This window comes from Gibbsiella quercinecans (assembly GCF_002291425.1).
Classification (GTDB): Bacteria; Pseudomonadota; Gammaproteobacteria; order Enterobacterales; family Enterobacteriaceae; genus Gibbsiella; species Gibbsiella quercinecans.
In genome coordinates, this window is record NZ_CP014136.1 from 1,183,699 (window position 1) to 1,208,603 (window position 24,905).

Genomic DNA, 24,905 nt, shown 5'->3' on the forward strand with positions numbered 1-24,905 from the left:
TGTTTATTAAAAATTAGACGAGTTGTTTAATTAACTAAAATTTGGTCAGGCCAGATGACCAATTCCATAAATAACATAGAGAAGAATAACCCGGAGTTTACAAAGGTAAATTTATGAATGTGAATTGTATTGTTTTAAACGAGCCTGGCACTGTCGATATGAAGCAGGTCGGGTTGACTGAACCACAAGAAGATGAAGCGCTCATTGAAGTTGAAGCAATGGGGATTTGTGGTTCAGATATTGGTGCATTCAGAGGAACAAATCCACTTGTCACCTACCCCCGAATACTGGGGCATGAAGTGGCGGGTCGTATCTTGAAAATCAATAATAATAATCCAAAGAATCTTGCAGTTGGCGACCGCGTTATTGTCGATCCCTATATATGGTGTGGTAAATGTTACCCATGCAAGCTAGGTAGAACAAATTGTTGCGAGAATTTAAGGGTTATCGGTGTCCACATTGATGGTGGTATGCGCGAAAAATTTGTTCATCCCGCTCATTTATTACATAAACTGCCAGAAAATATGCCATTGGCCAGTACCCCTTTAGCTGAACCACTGACCATTGCTTTACACGCCTTACATCGGACAGATACCAAAATCGGCGAACATGTCGTCATTATTGGTGCAGGTGCGATAGGATTCATGGCTGCACTTGTCGCCATACATTACCAGGCAACGCCGATACTGATAGATATTGTCCAAGAAAGACTCGATCATGCTTATAAAGCAGGTATTGAGCATATTATTAATCCGAAGACCACAGACGTTATTAAACGAATCGGTGAGATCACCCACGGTAGAATGGCGGAAGTTGTTATTGAAGCATCGGGTGCTAATAGCGCTGTCCGTGCCACACTTGATTATGTCTCATTTGCAGGCCGGATTGCTTTCACCGGCTGGCCAAAGCAGGAAACTTCCCTGCCAACTAACTTGATTACTTTTAAAGAAATTGATATTCGCGGTTCACGAACCAGTGCCAATGAGTTCAACGAGGCCATTGAACTACTTTCGTCAGGCACAGTTTGTGCTGATGCTATCATTAGCAAAGTGATTACGATGGAAGAAATACCGGCAATGATCAGGGAATTGTCAGACTTTCCCGAACGGCATCTAAAAGTGAATGCGGTTGCTCATTCTCGTTAAATAATCTTTCCAGAGGAGTCGTCTCTATGTTCATTACCCCAGTAGTTAAGAAAGATCGTTTATACCAGAAGGCCGCGAATGTATTAATAAATCTTATTCGTCAACAGCATTATAAACCCGGTGACTCTTTACCAGCAGAACGAGAAATGTCAAAGCTGTTGAATATTGGCCGTTCAACGCTACGTGAAGCGCTGATTGTTCTGGAATTATCTGGGTGGATCGAGATTCGCTCCGGAAGCGGGATCTACGTTTGCGAAACGCATGGTCGGGAAAGCATACATATGCCATCTTATGAATACTCCCCTCATGATGTCATTCAGGCTCGCCAGGCGATAGAAAGCGAACTTGTTGGTATCGTTGCATTATCCCGCACGGATGAGGATATCGATACACTGAGTATGCTGGTTGATGAAATGGACTTTTGTATTCAAGAATGCCGGGTGCCTGATTTCTATCGTATGGACCGAAGATTTCATTTGCATATAGGTAAAATTTCGGGGAATAACATTCTTAGCGAGATGAATGAAATCATTTGGAATCGCCGTAGTAATATCCATTATTCAAACCTCGATGAACCTAACGCAAGCCCCGAAAATCTCGTTGCCTTCAACAACGATCACAGAGCTATGGTTATGGCAATAAGGAGTTCTAATAAAGCAGAAGCAAAATCCCGTATATTAAAACATCTTGAAAGGGTAAGCTCGTATATATACTCTAAATAATTCGAGTTGCAGGAAAGCCAACACATCTGCAACTTGAAGTATGACGAGTATAGAATAAACCATTGCTTTTCCTTTCTTATAAAACAAGAATCTTAAAACAATTACAGCAATACGTTGTGATTGTTTATTAATGGTGACTATATGAAGAACCATAACAACAATATGGAAAGACAACGTAATAGATCATTATGGATAACAACTGTTCTTGCTGGGATGGCGTCCTATCTGGATGCAGGACTTATTGTATCAATAGGAATTAGTCTTGCCTTATGGGAATCACATTATAAGGCGAGCGCGTTGGTTATTGGTTCTATTTCTGCAGTCTCTACTGCCTGTATTGCAGTAGGTGCTTTGGTTGGTGGTCGACTGGCCGATATCTGCGGGAGAACCCGCGTATTCAGTATCACGGTCGCGATGTACTCGATAGGTGTTTACTGTATTGTGTTCGCTAATGATTTACATCTATTATTTGTTGGCATTATTATCAGTGGTGTTGCGGCAGGGGCTGATTTACCAACATCGTTATCAATTATATCCGAACGAGCGCCTAAGGGTAAGCAAGGGAAGCTAATCGCGTTTACTCAGGTCATGTGGAGTGTCGGCATTCTGGGGGTGACTGCAATTGGTTTCGCCGTCTCAGCCATGGGGATAAATGGATTAAAATTGTTGTGGGCGCACCTTGCCGTATTGGGAACAATAACCTGGTTGCTGCGCTGTTTCTATAAACCCATTCGAGATCTTGAGCAGCAATTGCCGGTGGAAAGTGATGAATATAATGGAACCAAGTTAGGTTATAAGGCTATTTTTTCTACGGGGCTATTGCTACCGCTCGTTTTAATCGGTGGATATTATATCTTTGAAAATATAACAGCGAATACTACCGGGCAATTCAAATTTTATCTCCTCACCACAGTCAGCGGCGCCAGCCAGGAAATGGCTACTGGCATCTCTTTTCCAACGATTGTCATTGGATTGATCTGTGCAATCATATTTAGCCGCATTGCAGATACGCCCTGGCGTAACCGCCTTTACTTTATAGGATTGGCCGGGCAATTGATTGCTATTTCTGTTATGGCCTATAACGGTGCGCAGGATGCCACAACGATGTTCATTTGCCTGTTTATTTATAGTGTAAGCGTGCCATTTTCTGGTGAAGCCATTTATAAAGTCTGGATTCAGGAGCGATTCCCGGTAAATATTCGGGCCACGGTACAGGGAATGACGTATGCAGTTTCACGCTTCATTGTTGCTCTGGTATCGCTGGCGTCGCCTGCGATTATAAAATATAGCCCTTCATTATTAATGTGGCTACTGATGTCGATTACTTTTATCGGCGGCGTATTCGCCTTTCTGATTATCACGGGCTTCAAAGGGGTTGTATCCCGGGAAAAAACAGAAAATACCGAGCTGGTTTTAAAGTAATAAAATCAGATTGAAATTACGGGTTCAATATCATTCAGGAAGTGATTATGTTATCAGTTCAACTTACCGCCCCCGTTTTCGAGCACCATGCCCGGTTATTGGGCATCGATGAACCTTGCCCGCGTATATCTTGGCAGGTTCATTGCGAACATGAGTTATGCCCAAGCAGTTATGAAATCATGATAACACGCGATGGCGAAACCGTAATTTATGGCCCCTTCTTATGGAGAGATCCCGTTCTTGTTCCATGGCCGGCTAAACCACTGGCGCCCCGTGAAAGCGCAACCGTAGCAGTCCGAATCAAAGATGCGGGCGGGCTCTCTTCTGCATGGAGCCCTGATAGCTATGTTGAACGAGGACTTTCCCCTGCAGACTGGAAAGCACTTCCTGTCGGGCCGGGTTGGCAGGAAATACCGGGAAGTGACAGACATCCCCCCATTATTCGTCATCGGTTTTTTCTCGATAAAGCTGCCGTTAAAGGCAGGCTTTACGTTAGTGCCCATGGGCTTTTTGAAACCACGATCAATGGTAAACGCACCGACAATTTTGCCCTCCTTCCGGGCTGGAGTAGCTACCATCATAGGCTTCGTTACATCACACTGGACGTAACATCATTACTGGTTCGTGGTGAAAACGTTATCTCGGCACTGATGGGCGATGGCTGGTACCGGGGGCGTATAGGATGCAGGGGGGGATTACGCGATGCATGGGGACAAGATATTGCATTGATCGCGCAACTGGAGATTGAGTTCCAGGACGGAACAAAAACGACAATAGCGTCCGATTCCCAATGGCGTTCCATTCCCGGGCCGGTATTATTCAGCGGGCTCTATGAAGGCGAAATTTACGACGGGCGGCTTGAACCTAAAGGCTGGGCAGAGGCCGAATTTGACGACAGCCAATGGTACCCCGTATCTACTGGCAGGCAAGATTACCAAACCCTCAAAGCACCCGATGGCCCACTCGTGGTCTGTACGGAACAACTGCAACCCGTCGATAGTTGGGCCGTTGGAAAGGGGAAATGGATTTTTGATTTTGGGCAAAACCTGGTTGGTCGCGTTCGTTTACGGGCCAATGGTCAATATGGTGAAATCATCAAACTACGCCATGCTGAAGTTATTCAAGATAATGCCCTTTATACCCGGACATTGCGTACCGCCACCGCGGCTGATGCCTATATTTTTGCTAACCAAGCCAGTATTGACTGGGAGCCTCGTTTCACTTTTCATGGATTCCGCTATCTGGAAATAGAAGCCCCCGAAGCTATTATCAATACCATTAACGTTACCGCCTGTATTTACCATTCCGATCTACGGAGAACAGGCTGGTTTTCATGTTCAGATGACAGGTTGAATAAACTTAGTGACAATATCATCTGGTCAATGCGTGGTAACTTCCTGGATATTCCGACGGACTGCCCACAACGAGATGAACGGCTGGGCTGGACAGGAGATATCCAAATTTTTATGCCAACAGCACAATTTCTTTATGATTGTTCGGGAATGATGCGTGGTTGGCTAAAAGATCTGGCCTGCGACCAACACGCTTCGGGGGTGGTTCCCTGGTATATTCCGGCTATACCTGATTATGAGCCGTGGACATGGAACAGTCAGCATGCCACGGCAGCATGGGGGGATGCAGCAGTGCTGACCCCTTGGGATCTGTACTGGAGCACGGCTGACGAAAAGATACTCGCCGATCAATACCAAAGTGCGAAGGCATGGGTAAATCTCGAGCGGACGCGTGCCGGAGAATCGTTAATTTGGGTTCAGGGCTTTCAGTTTGGCGATTGGCTGGATCCAGCGGCTCCGCCTGAAGATCCTTCTGCGGCGATGACGGATAAGGGGCTGGTCGCGACAGCCTATTTTGCCTGGTCAGCTTACCATTTATCAAAAATGGCCAGCGTGCTGAATAAGACCGAAGACAACCGGGCCTTCTGGCGTTTGTTTGAGGATATCCGCGCGGCTTTCGTCCAGCGTTACGTCAGCCATTCAGGGAGGGTTGAACGGGAAAGCCAGACCGCCTATGCGTTAATTATATGCTTTGGTTTATATCTGACAGATAGCCAACGTGAGATGGCGGGCCAGCGTTTATGCGCCCTGGTGAAGCAATCAGGTTACCATATCGCCACCGGATTTGTCGGCACGCCACTGATCTCAAAAGCGTTGTGTCTCACTGGTTATTCCCAGACAGCTTTCCGCCAGCTTACAGAAGAAACCTGTCCATCCTGGCTTTATCCCGTCATGCAGGGAGCCACAACAATATGGGAGCGATGGGATAGTTTATTGCCGAATGGCAAGGTCAATAGCGGCCAAATGACCTCATTCAATCATTATGCTCTCGGCGCCGTGGGCAATTGGCTGTATCAGTATCTGGCTGGAATAGTGCCTGCAACGCCAGGATATAAACAGATCCTATTCCAGCCGCACTGTTTTGCAGAAGTAGATTGGGCAAAGGCGCGTTATCTCTCTCCGTTTGGCGAAGTATCCATTTACTGGCTACGTGATGAGGAGGCGATCTCGATCCGGCTTCATATCCCTTTTGGCTGTAGCGGAAAACTGGTGCTTGATGACATAACCATCCCGCTAAACACGCATGGTGATTATCATTATCTGTGGAAATTAGAGGGGGATGGTAATGGAAAGCGCTCTGTGATTCTCATCGAGGAGGAAAGATAATATGTTAATTCCACTACATCCCGTCGAATGTATGACCAATTCAGGCACCGTGGCAAAAATCATCAGCATTGATAATACTCATGCTGTATGTTTACTCGGGGAGTATATGAGTATCGACGGCACTGTTCATGCCGAATCTTGGGATCTTAATGGAAATCCAGCCAGCGGCTTATCAGAACGGCAGATAGATATATCCACACGCAATATTCAGCTCTTTATTACCGATGTTTTTTATAAGTTAGCGCCCATTGCTAAACAAGCCTATGGCCAGCAATGGGAGGAGAATCTTCAGTCTCAACAATATTTCCATTTCTGGGAAAAGTTATCTAAATGATGGGGCTCTTTGGCTTTTCGTCTGGCTTTAGATAGCCATTATACGATTAACAGCGTATCAGCCAGAGATCTGTGGCTTCACTGTAATGGCTTTAGCGATAAAAATCCGGCAGGCACCGCACATGAACAGTTTCAGGAGGAAGCACTGGCTGGCCCATCAGCAGAGAAGAAACCAGGGATACCAACTCCCTTGATACTTACCGCCGCCGGTACACCGCTATAGACGAAGTGGTCAGGAATATACGGCCAACGCCGGTATGGTAACAAAGAGCCCGTTTCATCGTCATATGCGCCATTGAGAGCGTCCAGAGCCGTTTTTCTATAGCCCTGTGATACCCTCTTGAGTGGCGTACGAGCGTTAGATCTGCCATTACAGCAGCAGGTGCGTCATCGGGAAACGGCTAGCCTTATCACTGTTGATAGGGATGTGGTTTTCTTACTTCTCCGGGCCTATAGGGCACCCCAGGAAGGTTTGTTGGCAGGTCGTGCAGGATAACTCGCTTTGCTCGCCCTTCGGGCCGTCGCCTCACGAGGTTCGAATCATTAAGTTCGGTGCATAGCAAAAAAGCGCCTTTAGGGCGCTTTTTTACATTGGTGGGTCGTGCAGGATTCGAACCTGCGACCAATTGATTAAAAGTCAACTGCTCTACCAACTGAGCTAACGACCCATTGATATGGTTTACTGCTGAACGGTGAATACAGAATGGAGAACTGTATTATCAAAAACCAGATGGTGGGTCGTGCAGGATTCGAACCTGCGACCAATTGATTAAAAGTCAACTGCTCTACCAACTGAGCTAACGACCCACTGATGTGGTTTACTGCCGAACGATGAATACAGAACGGAGGGCTGTATTATCAAAACACTAAATGGTGGGTCGTGCAGGATTCGAACCTGCGACCAATTGATTAAAAGTCAACTGCTCTACCAACTGAGCTAACGACCCATAACAGTGGTGGGTGATGACGGGCTCGAACCGCCGACCCCCTCCGTGTAAAGGAGATGCTCTACCAACTGAGCTAATCACCCACTAAATATGGTTACTGCTATTACCAGGAAATTGGTGGGTCGTGCAGGATTCGAACCTGCGACCAATTGATTAAAAGTCAACTGCTCTACCAACTGAGCTAACGACCCAATTTCCCTGCTGCTTTAACATCTTGCAAGATGTCTTGGCAACGGCGGCATATATTACTAATTTATCTTGGCAGCGCAACCTAAATTTCATTAACACCGGTTCAACTGCTTGTTCTTCACACGAATGAGCCCAGAAATCGGCCAAAAAGGCCAATATCCGGGCTCATTTTTACTGATTTAACTGGCGATGCGTTTTTTTGCCTGTTTGGCCGCATCGCTGGTTGGATACTGTTTTACCACCTGTTGGAAAACGGCCCTGGCCTTATCGGCCTGCCCTTTTTCCTGCATGATAATCCCAACTTTATACATGGCATCTGGCGCTTTCGGTGATTTGGCGTAGTTCTTCACCACCACAGCAAAATAGTAGGCCGCATCGTCTTTTTTACCCTTGTTGTAAAACAACTGCCCCAGCCAATAGTTGGCGTTGGGCTGGTAGGTAGACTGCGGATACTGTTTTACGAAGGACTGAAAGGCCGTGATCGCCTGGTCATACTGTTTTTTTTCCAGCGCCAGCGACACAGCGGCGTTGTAATCGCTGTTCGCATCGCCCGTGCTGGCCGGGGCCTGTGCGCCCGAACTCGCGGAATCCGCATTAGCCGCAGCGGCACCTGCGCCCGCCGAAGCGGCAGGAGCCTGTGCGCCCCCTTGGCTAAGGCTGTCAATTTGCTGGTAGATCTGCTTCTGGCGTTCAACAACCTGATTCAATTGGTACTGGCTTTCTTGAATCTGCCCGCGCAGGGTATCGATATCACGCTGGTTATCGGAGGCTTGCTGCTGAAGTTGGTTTAAAAGCTGGCCTTGAGCATTGGTAATACGCTCAAGTGAGGTGACGCGGTCTTCAACCGAGCCGGAGCCGACATTACTGATTGGCGCTTGGGCAGTAGCGGCCCATGGAGCCGCTACGCCAACCAGTAACGACAGACCCAAAAAATGACGTCTGAAGTTACTGTTCATGCGATTCTCTTAGTAAACCAGAACGGCACGACGGTTTTTAGCATAAGCCGCTTCGTCGTGGCCCAGTACTGCTGGTTTTTCTTTACCGTAAGAAACGATAGAGATCTGATCAGCAGAAACGCCTTTACCTTGCAGGTACATTTTCACGGCGTTAGCACGGCGTTCGCCCAGGGCGATGTTGTATTCCGGCGTACCGCGCTCATCCGCGTGGCCTTCAACGGTCACTTTGTAGGATGGGTTGTTACGCAGGAAAGCCGCGTGCGCATCCAGCATCTGAGAGAACTCAGAAGTGATGTCATACTTGTCCAGGCCGAAGTAAACAATGTTGTTCTTCTGCAGTTCTTGCATCTGCAGACGAGCTTGTTCTTCGGAAGACAGGTTGCTGCTACCGCTTTCCATACCAGTGCCGGCGCCAGCGCCCATGCCTGATTGGTCATTGTTAGCGCTTTTGTTAGAACTACAAGCTGCTACAGCCAGAACTGGCAGTGCCAGCAGAAGCCCTTTCAGCACTTTGTTCAGTTGCATTTCTTTGTTCCTTTTAGAGTTTGCCATACATATTTACACATGCATCACAGATACGGCGACCAGGCAGGAAATTTTACCTGTCCATCAGTTGCCGGAAGACGCGCTTTGAAACGCCCGTCGGTCGAAACCAATTGCAGCACAGAGCCCATACCTTGCGTCGAGCTATAGATCACCATGGTGCCGTTAGGTGCGATACTTGGCGTTTCGTCCAGGAAGGTATCCGTTAAAACTTGAACGGCGCCCGAACCCAGATCCTGTTTGGCGATATGCTGAACCCCATTGTTGGAGCTCACCATCACCAGGAATTTACCGTCGGCGCTAACTTCAGAGTCCTGATTCTGAGAACCTTCCCAGGTCAGGCGCTGTGGAGCACCGCCATTTGCACTAATTTTATAAATCTGCGGACGCCCGCCCTGATCGGAAGTGTATGCCAGCGACTGGCTATCCGGGAACCAGGTTGGCTCCGTATTGTTGCTGCGGCCATCGGTCACCTGAGTAATTTGCCCGGAACCCAGGTTCATTACGTACAGATTCAGGCTACCGGATTTAGACAGCGCAAAGGCCAGGCGGCTACCGTCCGGCGAGAACGCCGGCGCACCGTTGTGGCGCGGGAACGAGGCAATCTGGCGAACCGCACTGCTGGACAGCGTCTGGACAACCAACGCTGAACGGCCGCTTTCAAAGGTCACATAGGCCAGCTTGCTGCCGTCTGGCGACCAGGCTGGCGACATCAGCGGTTCCGGCGAACGGTGCACCACAAACTGGTTGAAGCCGTCGTAATCCGCTACGCGCAGTTCATACGGGAACTTGCCGCCGTTGGTTTGAACCACATAGGCGATGCGGGTGCGGAATGCGCCCTTGATGCCTGTCAGTTTCTCAAACACTTCATCGCTGGCGGTATGCGCAGCATAACGCAACCATTGCTTGGTTACCTTATACTGATTTTGCGCCAATACCGTGCCCGGCGCGCCAGAAGTGTCGACCAGTTGGTAAGACACCAGATAGCTGCCGTCAGCACCAGGCTGGATCTGCCCGACAACCACAGCGTCAATCCCCAACGCCGTCCAGGCCGCAGGGGTCACTTCAGACGCCGTGGACGGTTGCTGCGGCATGCGCGCGGCGTCAATCGGGTTGAATTTGCCACTGTTGCGCAGATCGGCACCCACAATTTTGCCGATATCTTCCGGCGGCGTACCTGGGCCCGCCCATTTAAACGGCACCACGCCAATCGGGCGAGCGGAGTCGACCCCTTGGGTGATTTCAATGCGAACTTCCGCGTGCAGCACGGAGGCCCACAGTATTAAAAAACCTAGCGCTACTCGAAATGCCTGCTTCATCTCATCTCCCTTATCCAGACAGGATTGCCTGCGATAAATTAGCAGAATTTTAACAAACCAACACACACAACACTACATAATCCCTGTTGGTTACCTTAGTACATCCCTGCGGTATTACTCAGTTAATCAACCGTTATCGCGGTTTGAATTCAAGGGTCGAATTCTTAAAGTGCTGATAAACCGCATCGCTTGGCGGCTTGGGAATATTAGCCTGTTTCGCTGCGGCCACGGCCGCCTGACACAGTGCAGGATCCCCACCCGCAGGCTGTACACTGATCAACAGGCCATCTGGTGCCAATTTAATACGTAAGTCGCATGTTTTACCCGAAAACGAACTTGGATCATAAAACTTGTTCTCAATAGCTGCGGTAATCTGCCCCATATAACCACTAATATCCGCCCCACTGGCGCCCGCCGTTTTCGCATTGCCCTGGCCGGCCGGTTTACCGTCGCCTTTCTGAGTGGCGCCGCCACCCTTCGGTGCATTCTTGCCATCAGCCAAACCACCAAACAGATCGTCGACGTCTGAAGACTGCTTCGCCGCCTCTGCCGCGGCTTTCTTCTTGGCATCCGCTGCGGCTTTCTTGGCTGCCGCAGCCTTCTCAGCGGCGGCAGCTTTCTTCTCTGCCTCGGCGGCAGCCTTCTTCTCGGCTTCTGCGGCGGCTTTCTTCTCTGCGTCAGCGGCCGCTTTTTTCTCAGCGGCTTCTGCGGCTTTTTGCTCTGCTGCTGCGGCAGCGGCTTTCTTCGCCTCTTCCGCCTGCTTCTTGGCCGCTGCGGCGGCCGCAGCTTCTTTCTTGGCTTCCGCCTCGGCCTTTTTCTGTGCCTCGGCCTGCGCCTGGGCGATTTTATCCGCTTCGGCTTTTGCTTTAGCCGCGGCTTCTTCCGCCGCCTTTTGCTGTTGTTTGGCCTTCGCCGCGGCGGCTTCCGCCGCTTTCTGCTGCTCGGCGGCCTGCTGTTGTTGCTCCGCCGCCTGCTTCTGCTGCTCTGCCTGGGCCGCTTTTTCCTGGGCGGCCTTTTCCTGCGCCGCCAGGCGCTCTTGCTCCAGCGCTTTCAGGCGCTGCTGCTCTGCCGCCTGCTTCTGCTGCAGCTCTTCAGCCTGCTGTTCCGCCTTCTTCTGGCGCTGTTTCTCCGCACGCTGCGCATCATTGTTCTGCTGCTGCTGGCGATTGTACTGCTCGACCACCGCCCCCGGATCAACCATCACGGCGCCGATAGCGGTGCCGTCACCGCCGCCGCCAGCGCTCATTTCGGCATTTTCATGCAGCGAGCCCCAGATCAACAGGGCAATCAATACGAAGTGCAGAACCACCGAAACAATAACGGCGCGGTTCAGCTTATCGTTTTGCTCAGTTGGTTTTACCAAAATAGAGTCCCAAAAACTGGTGCCTAAACGGGGTTCCCGCATCAGTTACGCAGGAACCGGGTGCCACTCGCCAGGCGGCTAGATAGGTTGAGTCATCAACCCAACCGAAGCCACGCCCGCCTGGTGCAGGATATTTAATGCCTTGATGATCTCATCATAAGGCACTTCCTTCGCCCCGCCGATCAAGAAGACCGTCTTCGGGTTCGCCGCCAAGCGTGATTTGGCCTCCGCTGCCACCTGCTCAGGCGGTAATAGCTCCATACGGTTATGGTCAACCACCATGGTGTATTGACCAACGCCTGAAACCTCCAGGATAACCGGCGGATTATCATCGCTGGATACCGTTTTGGAATCAGTGGCATCCGGCAGATCGACCTCCACACTCTGGGTGATGATAGGTGCGGTTGCCATAAAGATCAGCAGCAACACCAGCAACACATCCAACAGCGGAACAATGTTGATTTCAGACTTCAGCTCACGACGGCCACGTCTACGCGCCATGCTATCCTCCTACTTATTTGCTGCTGCTGGAGAAGGCCTGACGGTACAGAATGGCGGTAAACTCTTCCATAAAGTTGTCGTAATTCTGCTCAAGCTTGTTAACCCGCAGGTTGAGGCGGTTATACGCCATGACCGCCGGGATCGCAGCGAACAGACCGATCGCGGTGGCGATCAGCGCTTCGGCGATACCGGGCGCAACCATCTGCAGCGTTGCCTGCTTCACAGCGCCCAAGGCGATAAAGGCATGCATGATCCCCCATACGGTACCAAACAGACCGATATACGGGCTGATGGAGCCGACCGTGCCCAGGAAGGGGATGTGGTTTTCCAGGCTTTCCAGTTCACGATTGAGCGAAATACGCATCGCGCGTGAAGCACCCTCAATCACCGCATCCGGCGCGTGGTTATTGGCGCGGTGCAAGCGGGCAAACTCTTTAAAGCCGGCATAAAAAATCTGTTCAGTACCTGTCAGGCTGTCACGGCGCGCCTGGCTTTCCTGATACAGGCGTGAAAGCTCAATACCGGACCAGAACTTGTCTTCAAAGGCTTCGGCGTCGCGCGTCGCCGCATTCAGAATACGGGTACGCTGGATGATAATCGCCCAGGAGACTACGGAAAAGCCTATCAAAACCAGCATGATAAGCTTAACCAGCAGGCTCGCCTTCAAGAATAAATCTAGGATATTCATCTCAGTCACTGCTTAAACTCCGCGACAATAGACTTAGGAAGCGCTACCGGCTTCATTTGGTGTGGATCAATGCATGCAATCAACACATCGGCCTGACTCAAAAGAGTACCGTCAGAATTGACAATGCGTTGAGCAAACGTGAGAGAAGCCCCGCGTATCTGGGTGATTTCACTCTGCACTTCCAGCAGCTCATCAAGGCGTGCAGGATGCAGGTACTCCACCGTTATACGCCGGACCATAAAAGCGACGTGTTCACTGAGCAGTTGCTGCTGATGAAAGTTATGCTGACGCAACATTTCAGTGCGCGCTCTTTCAAAAAAGGCGACATAGCGAGCGTGATACACCACGCCACCGGCATCGGTATCTTCAAAGTAGACACGCACCGGCCATCGGAACAACATATTACTCACTCTACTTCCCAGCAATGCAATTAACGCTGCTACTATACGCAAGAGAGATCGGGTTTGGAATGGGGTACCAGAGGGGGAATGCAAATAATTATGGGCCAGAATGGCCCATAACTCAGGTATTTCGAACAGATTATAAAGTTACGTAAAGTAATCCCGCGATGAGGATCACAATTGCCGGAAGTGGCGCGAAAAATGCACGCCAGAATGCGCGTTGCGGGCGGAAACCAAAGCCATGAACCACCCCGGCGCAAACGGCCCAAATCAGCAAAATACCCTGCCACACTTCAAACGCGCTGGTGCGTGCGGCAAACCGAGAAGGATCCCAGAACACACACCCCGCAACCACCAACGCCAGCACCAATGAGAGGGCCCGAACCGGGCCCTTATCGGTAATCGCGTACAGCTTATCGGCTAACGAACCCATTACTTGCCGTCTTGCTGCGCTTTTGAATCTTCGCTGTGCTCAAGCGCCAGCGCCGTGATGATGCCGAAGGCGCAGGCAAGAAGCGTTCCGAGAATCCAGGCAAAATACCACATGGTTTAGCTCCTTTTCCTTAGTACAACGAGTGCTTGTTGCTTTCGATATAGTTCTTATCCAGACGCCCGAACATTTTGTAGTACGCCCAACTGGTGTACGCCAAAACGATGGGCACGAAGATCGCGGCCACAACGGTCATCACCTGCAGGGTCAGCAGGCTGGAAGTGGCGTCCCACATGGTCAGGCTAACGTTCGGGTTGGTGCTGGAAGGCATCACGAACGGGAACATGGTGATACCCGCCGTCAGGATCACACAGGCGATGGTCAATGACGACGTCACAAATGCCAGCGCGCCTTTTTCCAACCGGGAGAACAGGATGGTAAACAGTGGCAGTACCACACCCAGCGCCGGCAATGCCCACAGCAGCGGATATTTGTTGTAGTTGATCAGCCAAGCACCAGCCTGATGGGCCACCTCTTTACGCAGCGGGTTAGACTCCGCCATCGTGTTCAGCGCAGAGGTGATCACATAGCCATCAATGCCTTTCACCAACCAGACACCGGCCAACAGGAAGCAGATCGCCATGATCAGCGTTGCCAACTGTGCCGCAGTACGGGAACGCAGGTGAATCTCACCGGTGGTGCGCATCTGCAGATAGGTCGCCCCTTGAGTAATCAGCATGGTCAGGCTGACGATACCGGCCAACAGGCCAAACGGATTCAGCAGTTGGAAGAAGTTACCGGTATAGAACAGGCGCAGATACTCATCCACGTGGAACGGCACGCCCTGCAGCAGGTTACCGAAGGCCACGCCGAATACCAAGGCCGGCACGAATGAGCCGATGAAGATGCCCCAGTCCCACATATTGCGCCAGCGGCTGTTTTCCAGCTTGGAGCGGTAGTCAAAACCGACCGGGCGGAAGAACAACGAAGCCAGCACCAGGATCATCGCCACGTAAAAGCCGGAGAAGGCCGCGGCGTAGACCATTGGCCAGGCAGCAAACAGCGCGCCACCGGCGGTGATCAACCAAACCTGGTTACCGTCCCAGTGCGGGGCGATAGCGTTGATCATCACACGGCGTTCGGTATCGGTTTTCCCGATCAGGCGCACCAAAATGCCGACGCCCATATCAAAACCGTCGGTGATAGCGAAACCGATCAGCAGCACGCCAACCAGTATCCACCAGATAAATCGTAGTACTTCATAGTCAAACATACGTGGACTCCTGTTTAACGTGCTTCCTGCAAGGCGGCAGTCGATTGTTCAAAATGGTAACGGCCGGTTTTCAGGCTGCTAGGGCCCAGGCGCGCGAATTTAAACATCAGATACAGCTCAGCCACCAGGAACAGAGTATACAAACCGCAAATCAGCCCCATGGAGAACAGGATATCGCCCGCCGTCAGTGACGAGTTGGCAACGGCCGTCGGCAGCACCTCACCGATCGCCCAAGGCTGGCGGCCATATTCAGCCACGAACCAGCCGGCTTCCACTGCAATCCACGGTAACGGAATACCAAACAACGCAGCACGCAGCAGCCATTTTTTCTGGCCGATACGGCCACGCACAACGCTCAGGAAAGACAGGCCGATAATGATCAGCATCAGCACGCCACAGGCCACCATGATACGGAAAGCAAAGTACAGCGGCGCCACGCGTGGGATGGAATCTTTGGTTGCCTGAGCAATCTGCGCTTCCGTGGCATCGGTCACGTTCGGCGTATAGCGTTTAAGCAACATGCCATAGCCCAGATCCTGCTTGGTCTTGTTGAATTCGGCACGCACGTTCGGATCGGTATTGCCAGCGCGCAGTTCTTCCAGCAGGTGGTAAGCGGTCATACCGTTACGGATACGCAATTCATGCTGCGCCATCAAATCTTTCAGGCCGGTAACCTGGGTATTGGTGGAGCGGGTCGCGATCAGGCCCAGCGCATAAGGGATTTGGATCGCGTATGCGTTTTCCTGTTTATCCTGGTTCGGGATACCGAACAGGGTAAAGGCCGCCGGCGCCGGTTGGGTTTCCCACTCGGCTTCGATCGCTGCCAGTTTGGTTTTCTGCACGTCGCCCATTTCATAACCGGACTCATCACCCAGCACGATAACGGACAGTACGGCGGCCATACCGAAGCTGGCGGCGATGGCGAAGGAGCGTTTGGCGAACGCCACATCACGGCCTTTCAGCAGGTAGTAAGCGCTGATGCCCAACACGAACATCGCACCGGTGGTGTAACCGGCAGCGACGGTATGCACAAACTTCACCTGCGCAACCGGGTTCAAAACCAGTTCGGAGAAGCTCACCATCTCCATACGCATGGTTTCGAAGTTGAAGTCAGAGGCGATAGGGTTCTGCATCCAGCCGTTAGCGACCAGGATCCACAAAGCGGAAAGGTTGGAGCCGAGGGCCACAAACCAGGTTACCGCCATGTGCTGCACCTTGCTCAGACGATCCCAGCCGAAGAAGAACAGGCCGACCAGCGTCGATTCAAGGAAGAACGCCATCAGACCTTCGATAGCCAACGGGGCCCCGAAGATGTCACCGACGTAGTGAGAGAAGTAAGACCAGTTGGTCCCGAACTGGAACTCCATGGTCAAACCGGTGGCCACACCCAGGGCAAAGTTGATTGCAAACAGCTTGCCCCAGAATTTGGTCATATCTTTATAGATTTGTTTGCCTGACAGCACATATACCGTTTCCATAATTGCCAACAGAAACGCCATACCGAGCGTTAGTGGAACAAATAAGAAATGGTACATCGCCGTTAACGCAAACTGTAAGCGCGACAGCTCGACAATATCAAACATCTTGACTCCTTGCTCCTCGCAGGAAGACTCCGACTTGCGGTTACCGGCATAGTGCCGCTAACGCCCCGCAGTGAATGCCCTAAAAACACAACAAATTGATCCAGCCTCTCCGCTTTCAACAACATGCTCAGGCCCGCGCATCACAACAGACACAAAGCACAACACTGAAAACCGACAGCGGGTAACAAATACAACAAGATCGCCCATGCCTGAATACAGAATGGATGATACTCGCCCAATCCCACACAATAAATAGGTTTTTACGTGACGTGGGTTAGACTTTTGGCTATAGGTCAAAAGACAGCCAAAAGAGGTGCTCAGGCTTAATTTGATCTGGAACAATTTAAGCCTATATCGCTTTTATTTCCAGATTCATCACACTATTTCGCATAATTTTCTTATGACATGTTAATCAATGAGTTAATTGTTTTTCCATCATGTTCATTATGTTAATTTAATGTAGCATAAAAGATGGGTGTTTTTATTTTCACCTACTTATGACACGAAATATATTAACCATTTATTCCCATATATCGAACATAGTGACTTACATCACAAAATCGATTTACTACATTAATCATAGCCGTTTTTTCTGCCGCCGAGAGAATGCTTTTCCCTTCACGCCATGCCCGGTGCTCAACCGCGCGACGACGCCCTTACGCGCCAGACACGGCAAACGCCTGCGTGATAATTTAGCTATTAATAAACCAGCGTTGAGATGCAATCACGATTAATAAACGTAAAAAGAAATAAAAAAATAACATTTAGAGTCATTTTAATTAACTGCGTTACGGAAATACATTACGGCGACTCGCAGGGTAAAAACGGCGTGTTAGCAAAAAACGTCCCTCTCTCATAAAAAAACCATCTGCGCTGCTAAACTGCACCCAAAAAAAGAAGCCACCCAGTGGGTGGCCTACAACACATAAGTTATTACCAGATTACGCTATGGCTCAGTTGCCCAATACGGTTTTGATGGCATCGCCAATATCAGCCAGGCTGCGTACGGTTTTCACCCCTGCCGCTTCCAGCGCCGCGAATTTTTCATCCGCAGTGCCTTTACCGCCGGCTATGATCGCGCCCGCGTGGCCCATACGTTTGCCCTTAGGCGCGGTGACGCCGGCGATATAGCCAACCACAGGCTTGGTCACGTGCGCCTTGATGTACGCCGCGGCTTCTTCTTCCGCGCTGCCGCCGATTTCACCGATCATCACAATGGCTTCAGTTTGCGGATCTTCCTGGAACAGTTTCAGGATATCGATGAAATTGGAGCCTGGGATAGGATCGCCGCCGATGCCAACGCAGGTGGACTGCCCCAAACCCACATCGGTGGTTTGTTTCACCGCTTCATAGGTCAGAGTACCGGAGCGGGAAACAATACCTACTTTGCCCGGCAGGTGAATATGGCCCGGCATAATACCGATTTTACATTCGCCTGGGGTGATCACGCCCGGGCAGTTCGGGCCGATCATCCGCACACCGGCCTCGTCCAGCTTCACTTTAACGGTCAGCATATCCAGCGTCGGGATGCCTTCCGTAATGGTGATAATCAGCTTGATACCGGCATCAATCGCTTCCAGGATAGAATCTTTGCAGAACGGGGCCGGCACGTAAATTACCGATGCCGTAGCGCCCGTGGCTTCTACCGCTTCGCGTACGGTATTGAATACCGGCAGCCCCAAATGGGTGGTGCCGCCTTTGCCCGGCGTCACGCCGCCGACCATTTTCGTGCCGTAGGCAATGGCCTGTTCGGAGTGGAAGGTGCCCTGGCTACCGGTAAAGCCCTGGCAAATTACTTTGGTGTTCTTATCAATTAAAATGGACATTATTCCCCCTCCACTGCCGCAACAACTTGCTGAGCCGCATCTGTCAGGCTGGTCGCAGCAATGATGTTCAAACCGCTGTCCGCCAGTTTTTTGGCGCCCAATTCGGCATTGTTACCTTCCAAGCGCACCACTACAGGGACATTCACGCCCACCTCGGCCACCGCACCAATGATACCGTCGGCGATCAGATCGCAGCGCACGATACCACCAAAAATATTCACCAGAACCGCCTTCACCTTGTCGTCAGACAGGATGATTTTAAACGCCTCGGTCACGCGTTCTTTGGTTGCGCCGCCGCCCACGTCAAGGAAGTTGGCCGGCTCACCGCCGTGCAATTTGACAATGTCCATGGTGCCCATCGCCAGCCCGGCGCCGTTCACCATACAGCCGATGTTTCCGTCCAGGGCGACATAGTTCAGTTCCCACTGGGACGCACGGGATTCGCGCTCATCTTCCTGCGAGATATCATGCATCTCGCGCAGTTCCGGCTGGCGGAACAGCGCATTGCCGTCAACGCCCAACTTGCCGTCCAGGCAGATTAAATCGCCCTGTTTGGTGATCACCAGCGGGTTGATTTCAACCAGCGCCAGATCGCGTTCCAGGAACAACTTCGCCAATCCCATGAAAATTTTGCTGAACTGGCTAACCTGTTTCCCCGACAGCCCCAGCTTGAATGCCAGCTCGCGGCCCTGATAAGGCTGTGGCCCGGTCAGCGGATCGATACTCATCTTGTGGATCAATTCAGGGGTGTGCTCGGCAACCTTCTCGATTTCCACACCGCCTTCAGTAGAGGCCATGAAGACCACGCGGCGGCTACTGCGATCCACCACTGCGCCCAGATACAGTTCCTTGTCGATGTCGGTGGCCGCTTCAACCAGGATCTGGTTAACCGGCTGGCCCAGCTCATCCGTCTGGTAGGTCACCAGGCGTTTGCCCAGCCATTGTTCAGCAAAAGCACGAATCTCTTCCTTACTGTTCACTACCTTGACGCCGCCCGATTTACCACGGCCGCCCGCATGCACCTGGCATTTGACCACCCATGGACCACTGCCGATTTTGGAAGCGGCTTCTTCTGCTTCACGCGGCGTCGTGCAGGCGTAACCGGCGGGAGCCGGCAAGCCATACCGAGCAAACAGCTGTTTTGCCTGATATTCGTGTAAGTTCATGATATTCAATCCGTTCTGTCTGAAAGTTTTAGCCGGGCCACGATTGCGAAAACCGCATGACTTATCGGCCACAGAGTACCGTGAAGGCACGATACCGCGCGCCATGTGTCTCCCCGCCGTATTCGGGTATGGCTGCCATCATAGACCAGCACACACGGCCAAGCACACCTTATGCTGCGTCAAATAGCCGCCCGGCAGCACAGCGCAGGGCGGCAATGGCCTGGTACTAGACGTCCAGCAGCAGGCGAGTCGGATCTTCCAGCATCTCTTTGACCGCCACCAAATAACCCACGGACTCACGCCCGTCGATCAGCCGGTGATCGTAAGAGAGAGCCAGATACATCATCGGCAGGATCACCACCTGGCCGTTTACCGCCATCGGCCGATCCTTGATCGCGTGCATCCCCAAAATGGCGCTTTGCGGCGGGTTGATGATAGGTGTCGACATCAGTGAACCGAACACGCCGCCGTTGGTGATGGTGAAGTTACCGCCGGTCAGTTCTTCCACTTTCAGCTTGCCGTCACGGCCTTTCACCGCCAGCTCTTTAATTTTTTTCTCAATGTCCGCCATGCTGAGGCTATCTACATCGCGCAGAACCGGGGTCACCAGGCCGCGCGGCGTCGATACCGCAATGCTGACATCAAAGTAATTGTGATAAACCACGTCTTCGCCATCAATGGAAGCATTCACTTCCGGATAGCGTTTCAATGCTTCAACCACCGCCTTGATGTAGAAGGACATGAAGCCCAGGCGCACGCCGTGACGCTTTTCAAACGCTTCGCCGTACTGTTTACGCAGATCCATGATCGGCTTCATGTTGATTTCATTGAAAGTCGTCAACATGGCCGTGCTGTTTTTGGCCTCCAGCAGGCGTTCCGCCACGCGTTTGCGCAGGCGGGTCATTGGCACGCGTTTTTCACTGCGGCCGTTCAACGCCGCGGGCTGAGGCGCCGCTTCGGCCGCCGGCGCAGCGGCAGGCTGCTGAGCGGGCTTCGCCGCGTTGGCCAGATGCGCTTCCACATCTTCACGGGTGATACGGCCACCCACGCCGCTGCCTTTAATGGCGCTGGCATCAAGTTCATGTTCAGCAATCAGGCGGCGAATCGCCGGGCTTAATGCGTCATTGCTCTCTTCTTCCAGGCTGGCGGTGGCGCGCTGGGCCGGCGTGGCTTCTTTGCTTTGGCTTTTTTCCGCCGTCGGCTTGCCGGAGTTGTCGCCCTGGCGAATGCGGCCGAGGATCTGCCGGGAAGTCACCGTGGCGCCTTCATCTTCCAGAATGGCATCAAGCACGCCCGCTTCGCTGGCCGGCACTTCCAGCACCACTTTGTCGGTTTCAATCTCAACCAAGATTTCGTCACGCTGAACGCTATCGCCCGGTTTTTTGTGCCAGGTGGCAACCGAAGCATCGGCAACCGATTCAGGAAGGTCAGGAACCAGAATATCTACGCTACTCATTAGCTTTCCCTTAATTTTTAATCAATATTCAGCGCGTCATTCACCAGAGCCTGTTGCTGCTTCTGGTGCACGGACATATAACCCACCGCCGGCGAGGCGGAGGCTGGCCGCCCGGCGTAACGTAAAGAGGCCCCGAACGGGATCACTTCACGGAAATTATGCTGGCTGCAGTACCAGGCCCCCTGGTTCAACGGCTCTTCCTGGCACCAGACAAAATCATGCACATGGGCGTATTTTTCCAGCACCGCCTGAACCGCCTGATGCGGGAACGGATACAATTGCTCGATACGCACAATCGCCACATCCTGCTGCTCATTCTTACGGCGCTGTTCCAGCAGGTCGTAATACACCTTGCCGGCGCACAGCACGACGCGCTTCACCGCTTTCGGATCCAGCTCATCGATCTCGCCAATCGCCGGCTGGAAGGCGCCGTTGGCCAACTCGTCCAGCGAAGAGGTCGCCAGCGGGTGGCGCAGCAGAGATTTGGGCGACATCACCACCAGCGGGCGGCGCATACCGCGCAGCGCCTGGCGGCGCAACATGTGGTAAACCTGCGCCGGCGTCGACGGAATGCACACCTGCATATTCTGTTCCGCACACAGCTGCAGATAACGCTCCAGGCGGGCGGAGGAGTGTTCCGGCCCCTGCCCTTCATAGCCATGCGGCAGCAGCATCACCAGGCCGCACATACGGCCCCATTTTTGCTCGCCAGAGCTGATGAACTGATCGATCACCACCTGGGCGCCGTTGGCGAAATCACCAAACTGCGCTTCCCAGATCGTCAAGGTGCGCGGTTCGGCGGTGGCATAGCCATATTCGAACGCCAGCACCGCCTCTTCAGACAGCACGGAATCCCACACCTTGAACTCGCCCTGCCCGCTGTGGATATTGGCCAACGGCACATAGACCGAACCATCTTTCTGGTTATGCACCACGGCGTGGCGGTGGAAGAACGTCCCGCGGCCGGAGTCTTCGCCGGAAATACGGATGGGGATACCTTCGTCCACCAGCGTCGCATACGCCAATGTTTCGGCCCCGCCCCAGTCGAACAGCTTGTTGCCCGCGGCCATCTCGGCGCGATCGCCGTAGATTTTCGCCACGCGGGACTGCATTTCGACCCCATCCGGCACGCGGCTGATACGGCGCGCCAGCTCCTGCAGGCGTTTCATATCCACTTTGCTTGGATATTCTTCGTCCCATTCATGGTTCAGATAAGGCGACCAGGTGAAAGAGTGAAGGTTCATCGGGCGCCATGAATCCACAACGCACTCACCGTCATCGAGCGCATCACGGTACAGATTGACCATTTCCGTGGCATCTTCCAGGCTGGCGATATTCTGCTCTGTCAGTTTGTCAGCATAGAGCTTGCGCGGCGTTGGGTGTTTCTTGATCTTTTGATACATCAACGGCTGAGTGGCACTCGGCTCATCCGCTTCGTTATGGCCATGACGACGGTAACAGACCAGATCGATCATCACGTCACGTTTGAAGGTGTTACGGAAATCCAACGCTATCCGGGTCACGAAGGCAACGGCTTCCGGATCGTCTGCGTTCACATGGAAAATCGGCGCCTGCACCATTTTAGCGATATCAGTGCAATACTCGGTGGAGCGTGCATCATACGGGTTGGAGGTGGTGAAACCCACCTGGTTGTTAATCACGATGCGCACCGTACCGCCCACCTCATAGCCGCGGGCCTGCGACATGTTCAGGGTTTCCTGAATAACCCCCTGGCCGGTAATAGCGGCATCACCATGGATAGTGATCGGCAACACCATGTTGCTGTGCGCTTCATCAAGACGATCGCGGCGGGCGCGTACCGAGCCCATCACCACCGGGCTAACGATTTCCAGGTGCGAGGGGTTAAACGCCAGCGCCAGGTGAACCATGCCGCCTTCGGTTTCCACGTCGGACGAATAGCCCTGGTGATATTTCACATCGCCAGTGCCCAGGTGTTCTTTATGCTTACCGGCAAACTCGTCGAACAAATCAGCCGGCTTTTTACCCAGCACATTGATCAGCACGTTCAGGCGGCCGCGGTGGGCCATACCAAGCACCACTTCACGCGTGCCATTGCTGCCGGCATGGCGCACCATTTCTTTCAGCATCGGCACCAGCGCATCGCCGCCTTCCAGCGAGAAGCGCTTCGCGCCGGGGAACTTGGCCCCCAGATAGCGTTCCAGCCCTTCGGCCGCCGTCAGTTCTTGCAGAAAACGGCGCTTCTCCTCGTTGCTGAAGCTGGCCTGGCCGACAACCGATTCAATACGCTGCTGGATCCAGCGTTTTTCATCAGTATTGGTAATGTGCATGTATTCAGCGCCGATCGAACCGCAATAGGTTTGTTTCAGCGCGGCATACAAATCGCTCAGCCGCATGGTTTCTCTGCCAATGGCGAAAGACCCCACGTTAAAGGTTTCCTGAAAATCGGCTTCAGTCAGGTTGTGGTAGGCAGGATCCAGATCCTGCACCCGTTCCTGTTGCCATAGCCCAAGCGGATCCAGGTTGGCATGCTGGTGCCCGCGAAAGCGGAATGCGTTGATTAATTGCAGCACCTTGACCTGTTTGGCATCGGTCTGCGGATCGCTGATGGTGGAGTGATAACGTGCGCTATCTTTCGCCAGGCGGCGGAAATACTCGCGCGTTTGGGAATGGAGCTGATCGGGTGTGGCTCTTACGGTAGGAAGCTGCTGAAAGATAGAACGCCAGCTATCCTCAACGGAGCCCGGATCGGTTAGAAAATCTTCATAGAGCTGCTCTATGTAGGACTGGTTCGCGCCCGCCAGATAGGAGGAATCCAGCCAGGCCTTCATTGCGCCGTTCTGCATTATGATCCCTTAAGCTTTAAAGCTTCAGTTTTCGCCGTGGTTAACATGGTTACCGTGAAAAAGACGGTTTGCCGTAAAACGGTTCACTCGCCGTACCTGCGGCCTTATCCTGAACTCGTCACAACCGCGTTATTATTGCCAGGACAGCGCACAAACGCGATACCGGCGTTTAAATGCCCTTACCAGCGCCGACTGGCGAAAATATGCTCAGGCGCGCCGTTCCCCATTGCCAAAAAATAACCGCTTGCCGAATTCAAGCCTCACGTACGTTTTATCCCGGGCCTCGCGGCCCATTACAAGGAACATCTAAAAACCGAGGAAAAACAAAGTTTGCCAGCATGGCAATCACCATCGGTTTTTAGGCGCTTCCTGCCCAGCGATGAGGCCGGGGAAACCCCGGCACAGCATCTTGTACTCTTTAAGCGCTACGCTGCAGCAACATTGACTTAATATGGCCAATTGCACGCGTTGGATTAAGGCCTTTGGGACATACACTGACACAATTCATAATGCTATGGCAGCGGAAAACACTAAAAGCATCGTTCAGATCATCCAAACGTTCTGCCGTTTCGGTATCGCGGCTGTCGATCAGGAAGCGGTATGCCGCCAGCAGCCCAGCCGGCCCAACGAACTTATCAGGGTTCCACCAGAATGACGGGCACGAGGTTGAACAGCAGGCACACAGAATGCACTCATACAAACCATCCAGTTTAGCGCGCTGCTCCGGCGATTGCAGGTGTTCGCGCGCCGGTGGATTTTTACCGTCATTCAATAAGTAAGGCTTAATCTTTTCATACTGGGTATAGAACTGCCCCATGTCCACCACCAGATCGCGGATCACCGGCAATCCCGGCAGCGGCCGGATCACGATCTTGTTATTGCCTTTGCGCAGCGCAGATACCGGGGTGATACAGGCCAGGCCGTTTTTACCGTTCATATTCAGCCCGTCGGAGCCGCAGACCCCTTCACGGCAGGAACGGCGAAACGCCAAGGTCGGATCCTTTTCTTTCAGTTGGATCAGCGCGTCCAACAACATCATATCCCGGCCGTCTTCCGCTTCCAGCGTGTAATCCTGCATGTGCGGCGCATCATCAACATCCGGGTTATAGCGATAGATTGAAAATTCGAGTTTCATTTAT

The 24,905-nt window shown here is 52.3% G+C and carries 21 protein-coding genes and 5 tRNA genes; 5 read left to right on the forward strand and 21 right to left on the reverse strand.

Going from position 1 to position 24,905, the window contains the following annotated elements:
* Window positions 1-113: 113 nt before the first annotated feature.
* The 5 genes from ACN28Q_RS05430 to ACN28Q_RS05450 all read left to right on the forward strand — a co-directional run bounded on the left by ACN28Q_RS05430 (window position 114) and on the right by ACN28Q_RS05450 (window position 6,301).
* Window positions 114-1,145 (forward strand): zinc-binding dehydrogenase, encoded by a 1,032-nt coding sequence (locus ACN28Q_RS05430; RefSeq protein WP_095845413.1) that lies wholly within the window; start codon window positions 114-116, stop codon window positions 1,143-1,145.
* 26 nt (window positions 1,146-1,171) lie between these two features.
* Window positions 1,172-1,867 carry a FadR/GntR family transcriptional regulator gene (locus tag ACN28Q_RS05435; RefSeq protein WP_095845414.1) on the forward strand — a complete coding sequence of 232 codons (696 nt, stop codon included), beginning with the start codon at window positions 1,172-1,174 and terminating at the stop codon, window positions 1,865-1,867.
* Between the two features lie 141 nt (window positions 1,868-2,008).
* A complete protein-coding gene (locus ACN28Q_RS05440; protein ID WP_095845415.1) occupies window positions 2,009-3,289 on the forward strand; it encodes an MFS transporter in 1,281 nt (426 codons plus the stop codon).
* A gap of 47 nt (window positions 3,290-3,336) precedes the next feature.
* Entirely contained in the window at window positions 3,337-5,967 is a 2,631-nt protein-coding gene (locus tag ACN28Q_RS05445) for a family 78 glycoside hydrolase catalytic domain (protein ID WP_095845416.1), read from the forward strand.
* Window position 5,968: 1 nt separating this feature from the next.
* On the forward strand, window positions 5,969-6,301 hold the full coding sequence (locus ACN28Q_RS05450) for a hypothetical protein (RefSeq protein ID WP_095845417.1): 333 nt from the start codon (window positions 5,969-5,971) through the stop codon (window positions 6,299-6,301).
* Window positions 6,302-6,892: 591 nt separating this feature from the next.
* Here ACN28Q_RS05450 and ACN28Q_RS05455 read toward each other — a convergent pair.
* From ACN28Q_RS05455 to ACN28Q_RS05555, 21 genes are all read right to left on the reverse strand, one after another.
* Window positions 6,893-6,968: transfer RNA gene (locus ACN28Q_RS05455), tRNA-Lys, on the reverse strand.
* Between the two features lie 63 nt (window positions 6,969-7,031).
* Window positions 7,032-7,107: transfer RNA gene (locus ACN28Q_RS05460), tRNA-Lys, on the reverse strand.
* Window positions 7,108-7,171: 64 nt separating this feature from the next.
* Window positions 7,172-7,247, reverse strand: a tRNA-Lys gene (locus tag ACN28Q_RS05465).
* Window positions 7,248-7,254: 7 nt separating this feature from the next.
* Window positions 7,255-7,330 (reverse strand) — tRNA-Val (locus tag ACN28Q_RS05470).
* Window positions 7,331-7,362: 32 nt separating this feature from the next.
* Window positions 7,363-7,438, reverse strand: a tRNA-Lys gene (locus ACN28Q_RS05475).
* A gap of 177 nt (window positions 7,439-7,615) precedes the next feature.
* Window positions 7,616-8,392, reverse strand: coding sequence for a cell division protein CpoB (gene cpoB / locus ACN28Q_RS05480; protein ID WP_095845418.1), 777 nt, complete (start codon window positions 8,390-8,392; stop codon window positions 7,616-7,618).
* 9 nt (window positions 8,393-8,401) lie between these two features.
* The gene (gene pal, locus ACN28Q_RS05485; protein WP_095845419.1) at window positions 8,402-8,917 is read right to left on the reverse strand and encodes a peptidoglycan-associated lipoprotein Pal; all 516 of its coding nucleotides are present in this window, start codon (window positions 8,915-8,917) and stop codon (window positions 8,402-8,404) included.
* Window positions 8,918-8,961: 44 nt separating this feature from the next.
* Window positions 8,962-10,254 carry a Tol-Pal system beta propeller repeat protein TolB gene (gene tolB, locus ACN28Q_RS05490; protein ID WP_095845420.1) on the reverse strand — a complete coding sequence of 431 codons (1,293 nt, stop codon included), beginning with the start codon at window positions 10,252-10,254 and terminating at the stop codon, window positions 8,962-8,964.
* Window positions 10,255-10,387: 133 nt separating this feature from the next.
* Window positions 10,388-11,617, reverse strand: coding sequence for a cell envelope integrity protein TolA (gene tolA, locus ACN28Q_RS05495; RefSeq protein WP_095848927.1), 1,230 nt, complete (start codon window positions 11,615-11,617; stop codon window positions 10,388-10,390).
* A 78-nt stretch (window positions 11,618-11,695) separates the two neighbouring features.
* Window positions 11,696-12,118, reverse strand: coding sequence for a colicin uptake protein TolR (gene tolR, locus ACN28Q_RS05500; protein ID WP_095845421.1), 423 nt, complete (start codon window positions 12,116-12,118; stop codon window positions 11,696-11,698).
* Between the two features lie 13 nt (window positions 12,119-12,131).
* A complete protein-coding gene (gene tolQ, locus ACN28Q_RS05505) occupies window positions 12,132-12,806 on the reverse strand; it encodes a Tol-Pal system protein TolQ (protein WP_183096480.1) in 675 nt (224 codons plus the stop codon).
* 5 nt (window positions 12,807-12,811) lie between these two features.
* A complete protein-coding gene (ybgC, locus tag ACN28Q_RS05510) occupies window positions 12,812-13,216 on the reverse strand; it encodes a tol-pal system-associated acyl-CoA thioesterase (RefSeq protein ID WP_095845423.1) in 405 nt (134 codons plus the stop codon).
* A gap of 130 nt (window positions 13,217-13,346) precedes the next feature.
* The gene (gene ybgE, locus ACN28Q_RS05515; RefSeq protein ID WP_095845424.1) at window positions 13,347-13,640 is read right to left on the reverse strand and encodes a cyd operon protein YbgE; all 294 of its coding nucleotides are present in this window, start codon (window positions 13,638-13,640) and stop codon (window positions 13,347-13,349) included.
* Window positions 13,640-13,753: a cytochrome bd-I oxidase subunit CydX gene (cydX, locus tag ACN28Q_RS05520; RefSeq protein ID WP_021805265.1), complete on the reverse strand. Its 114-nt coding sequence runs from the start codon at window positions 13,751-13,753 to the stop codon at window positions 13,640-13,642. The genes ybgE and cydX overlap by 1 nt, the downstream gene beginning before the upstream one ends.
* 17 nt (window positions 13,754-13,770) lie before the next feature.
* A complete protein-coding gene (gene cydB, locus ACN28Q_RS05525) occupies window positions 13,771-14,910 on the reverse strand; it encodes a cytochrome d ubiquinol oxidase subunit II (protein WP_095845425.1) in 1,140 nt (379 codons plus the stop codon).
* A gap of 14 nt (window positions 14,911-14,924) precedes the next feature.
* Window positions 14,925-16,493, reverse strand: coding sequence for a cytochrome ubiquinol oxidase subunit I (cydA, locus tag ACN28Q_RS05530; RefSeq protein ID WP_095845426.1), 1,569 nt, complete (start codon window positions 16,491-16,493; stop codon window positions 14,925-14,927).
* A gap of 953 nt (window positions 16,494-17,446) precedes the next feature.
* Window positions 17,447-18,319 (reverse strand): succinate--CoA ligase subunit alpha, encoded by an 873-nt coding sequence (gene sucD, locus ACN28Q_RS05535; RefSeq protein WP_095845427.1) that lies wholly within the window; start codon window positions 18,317-18,319, stop codon window positions 17,447-17,449.
* Entirely contained in the window at window positions 18,319-19,485 is a 1,167-nt protein-coding gene (sucC, locus tag ACN28Q_RS05540; RefSeq protein WP_095845428.1) for an ADP-forming succinate--CoA ligase subunit beta, read from the reverse strand. Before sucC ends, sucD begins: the two co-directional genes overlap by 1 nt.
* A 226-nt stretch (window positions 19,486-19,711) precedes the next feature.
* The gene (odhB, locus tag ACN28Q_RS05545; RefSeq protein WP_095845429.1) at window positions 19,712-20,941 is read right to left on the reverse strand and encodes a 2-oxoglutarate dehydrogenase complex dihydrolipoyllysine-residue succinyltransferase; all 1,230 of its coding nucleotides are present in this window, start codon (window positions 20,939-20,941) and stop codon (window positions 19,712-19,714) included.
* 17 nt (window positions 20,942-20,958) lie between these two features.
* Window positions 20,959-23,766 (reverse strand): 2-oxoglutarate dehydrogenase E1 component, encoded by a 2,808-nt coding sequence (gene sucA / locus ACN28Q_RS05550; RefSeq protein ID WP_095845430.1) that lies wholly within the window; start codon window positions 23,764-23,766, stop codon window positions 20,959-20,961.
* 418 nt (window positions 23,767-24,184) lie between these two features.
* Window positions 24,185-24,901: a succinate dehydrogenase iron-sulfur subunit gene (locus tag ACN28Q_RS05555; protein WP_095845431.1), complete on the reverse strand. Its 717-nt coding sequence runs from the start codon at window positions 24,899-24,901 to the stop codon at window positions 24,185-24,187.
* Window positions 24,902-24,905 lie beyond the last annotated feature (4 nt).

Coding starts and splice junctions, on each gene's coding strand:
- ACN28Q_RS05450 (WP_095845417.1), top strand. CDS start 5,969: ATGTTAATTCCACTACATCCCGTCGAATGTATGACCAATTCAGGCACC.
- ACN28Q_RS05440 (WP_095845415.1), top strand. CDS start 2,009: ATGAAGAACCATAACAACAATATGGAAAGACAACGTAATAGATCATTA.
- ACN28Q_RS05430 (WP_095845413.1), top strand. CDS start 114: ATGAATGTGAATTGTATTGTTTTAAACGAGCCTGGCACTGTCGATATG.
- pal (WP_095845419.1), bottom strand. CDS start 8,917: ATGCAACTGAACAAAGTGCTGAAAGGGCTTCTGCTGGCACTGCCAGTT.
- cpoB (WP_095845418.1), bottom strand. CDS start 8,392: ATGAACAGTAACTTCAGACGTCATTTTTTGGGTCTGTCGTTACTGGTT.
- cydB (WP_095845425.1), bottom strand. CDS start 14,910: ATGTTTGACTATGAAGTACTACGATTTATCTGGTGGATACTGGTTGGC.
- ACN28Q_RS05435 (WP_095845414.1), top strand. CDS start 1,172: ATGTTCATTACCCCAGTAGTTAAGAAAGATCGTTTATACCAGAAGGCC.
- sucD (WP_095845427.1), bottom strand. CDS start 18,319: ATGTCCATTTTAATTGATAAGAACACCAAAGTAATTTGCCAGGGCTTT.
- cydA (WP_095845426.1), bottom strand. CDS start 16,493: ATGTTTGATATTGTCGAGCTGTCGCGCTTACAGTTTGCGTTAACGGCG.
- cydX (WP_021805265.1), bottom strand. CDS start 13,753: ATGTGGTATTTTGCCTGGATTCTCGGAACGCTTCTTGCCTGCGCCTTC.
- ybgE (WP_095845424.1), bottom strand. CDS start 13,640: ATGGGTTCGTTAGCCGATAAGCTGTACGCGATTACCGATAAGGGCCCG.
- ACN28Q_RS05555 (WP_095845431.1), bottom strand. CDS start 24,901: ATGAAACTCGAATTTTCAATCTATCGCTATAACCCGGATGTTGATGAT.
- odhB (WP_095845429.1), bottom strand. CDS start 20,941: ATGAGTAGCGTAGATATTCTGGTTCCTGACCTTCCTGAATCGGTTGCC.
- tolQ (WP_183096480.1), bottom strand. CDS start 12,806: ATGAATATCCTAGATTTATTCTTGAAGGCGAGCCTGCTGGTTAAGCTT.
- ACN28Q_RS05445 (WP_095845416.1), top strand. CDS start 3,337: ATGTTATCAGTTCAACTTACCGCCCCCGTTTTCGAGCACCATGCCCGG.
- sucA (WP_095845430.1), bottom strand. CDS start 23,766: ATGCAGAACGGCGCAATGAAGGCCTGGCTGGATTCCTCCTATCTGGCG.
- sucC (WP_095845428.1), bottom strand. CDS start 19,485: ATGAACTTACACGAATATCAGGCAAAACAGCTGTTTGCTCGGTATGGC.
- tolB (WP_095845420.1), bottom strand. CDS start 10,254: ATGAAGCAGGCATTTCGAGTAGCGCTAGGTTTTTTAATACTGTGGGCC.
- tolR (WP_095845421.1), bottom strand. CDS start 12,118: ATGGCGCGTAGACGTGGCCGTCGTGAGCTGAAGTCTGAAATCAACATT.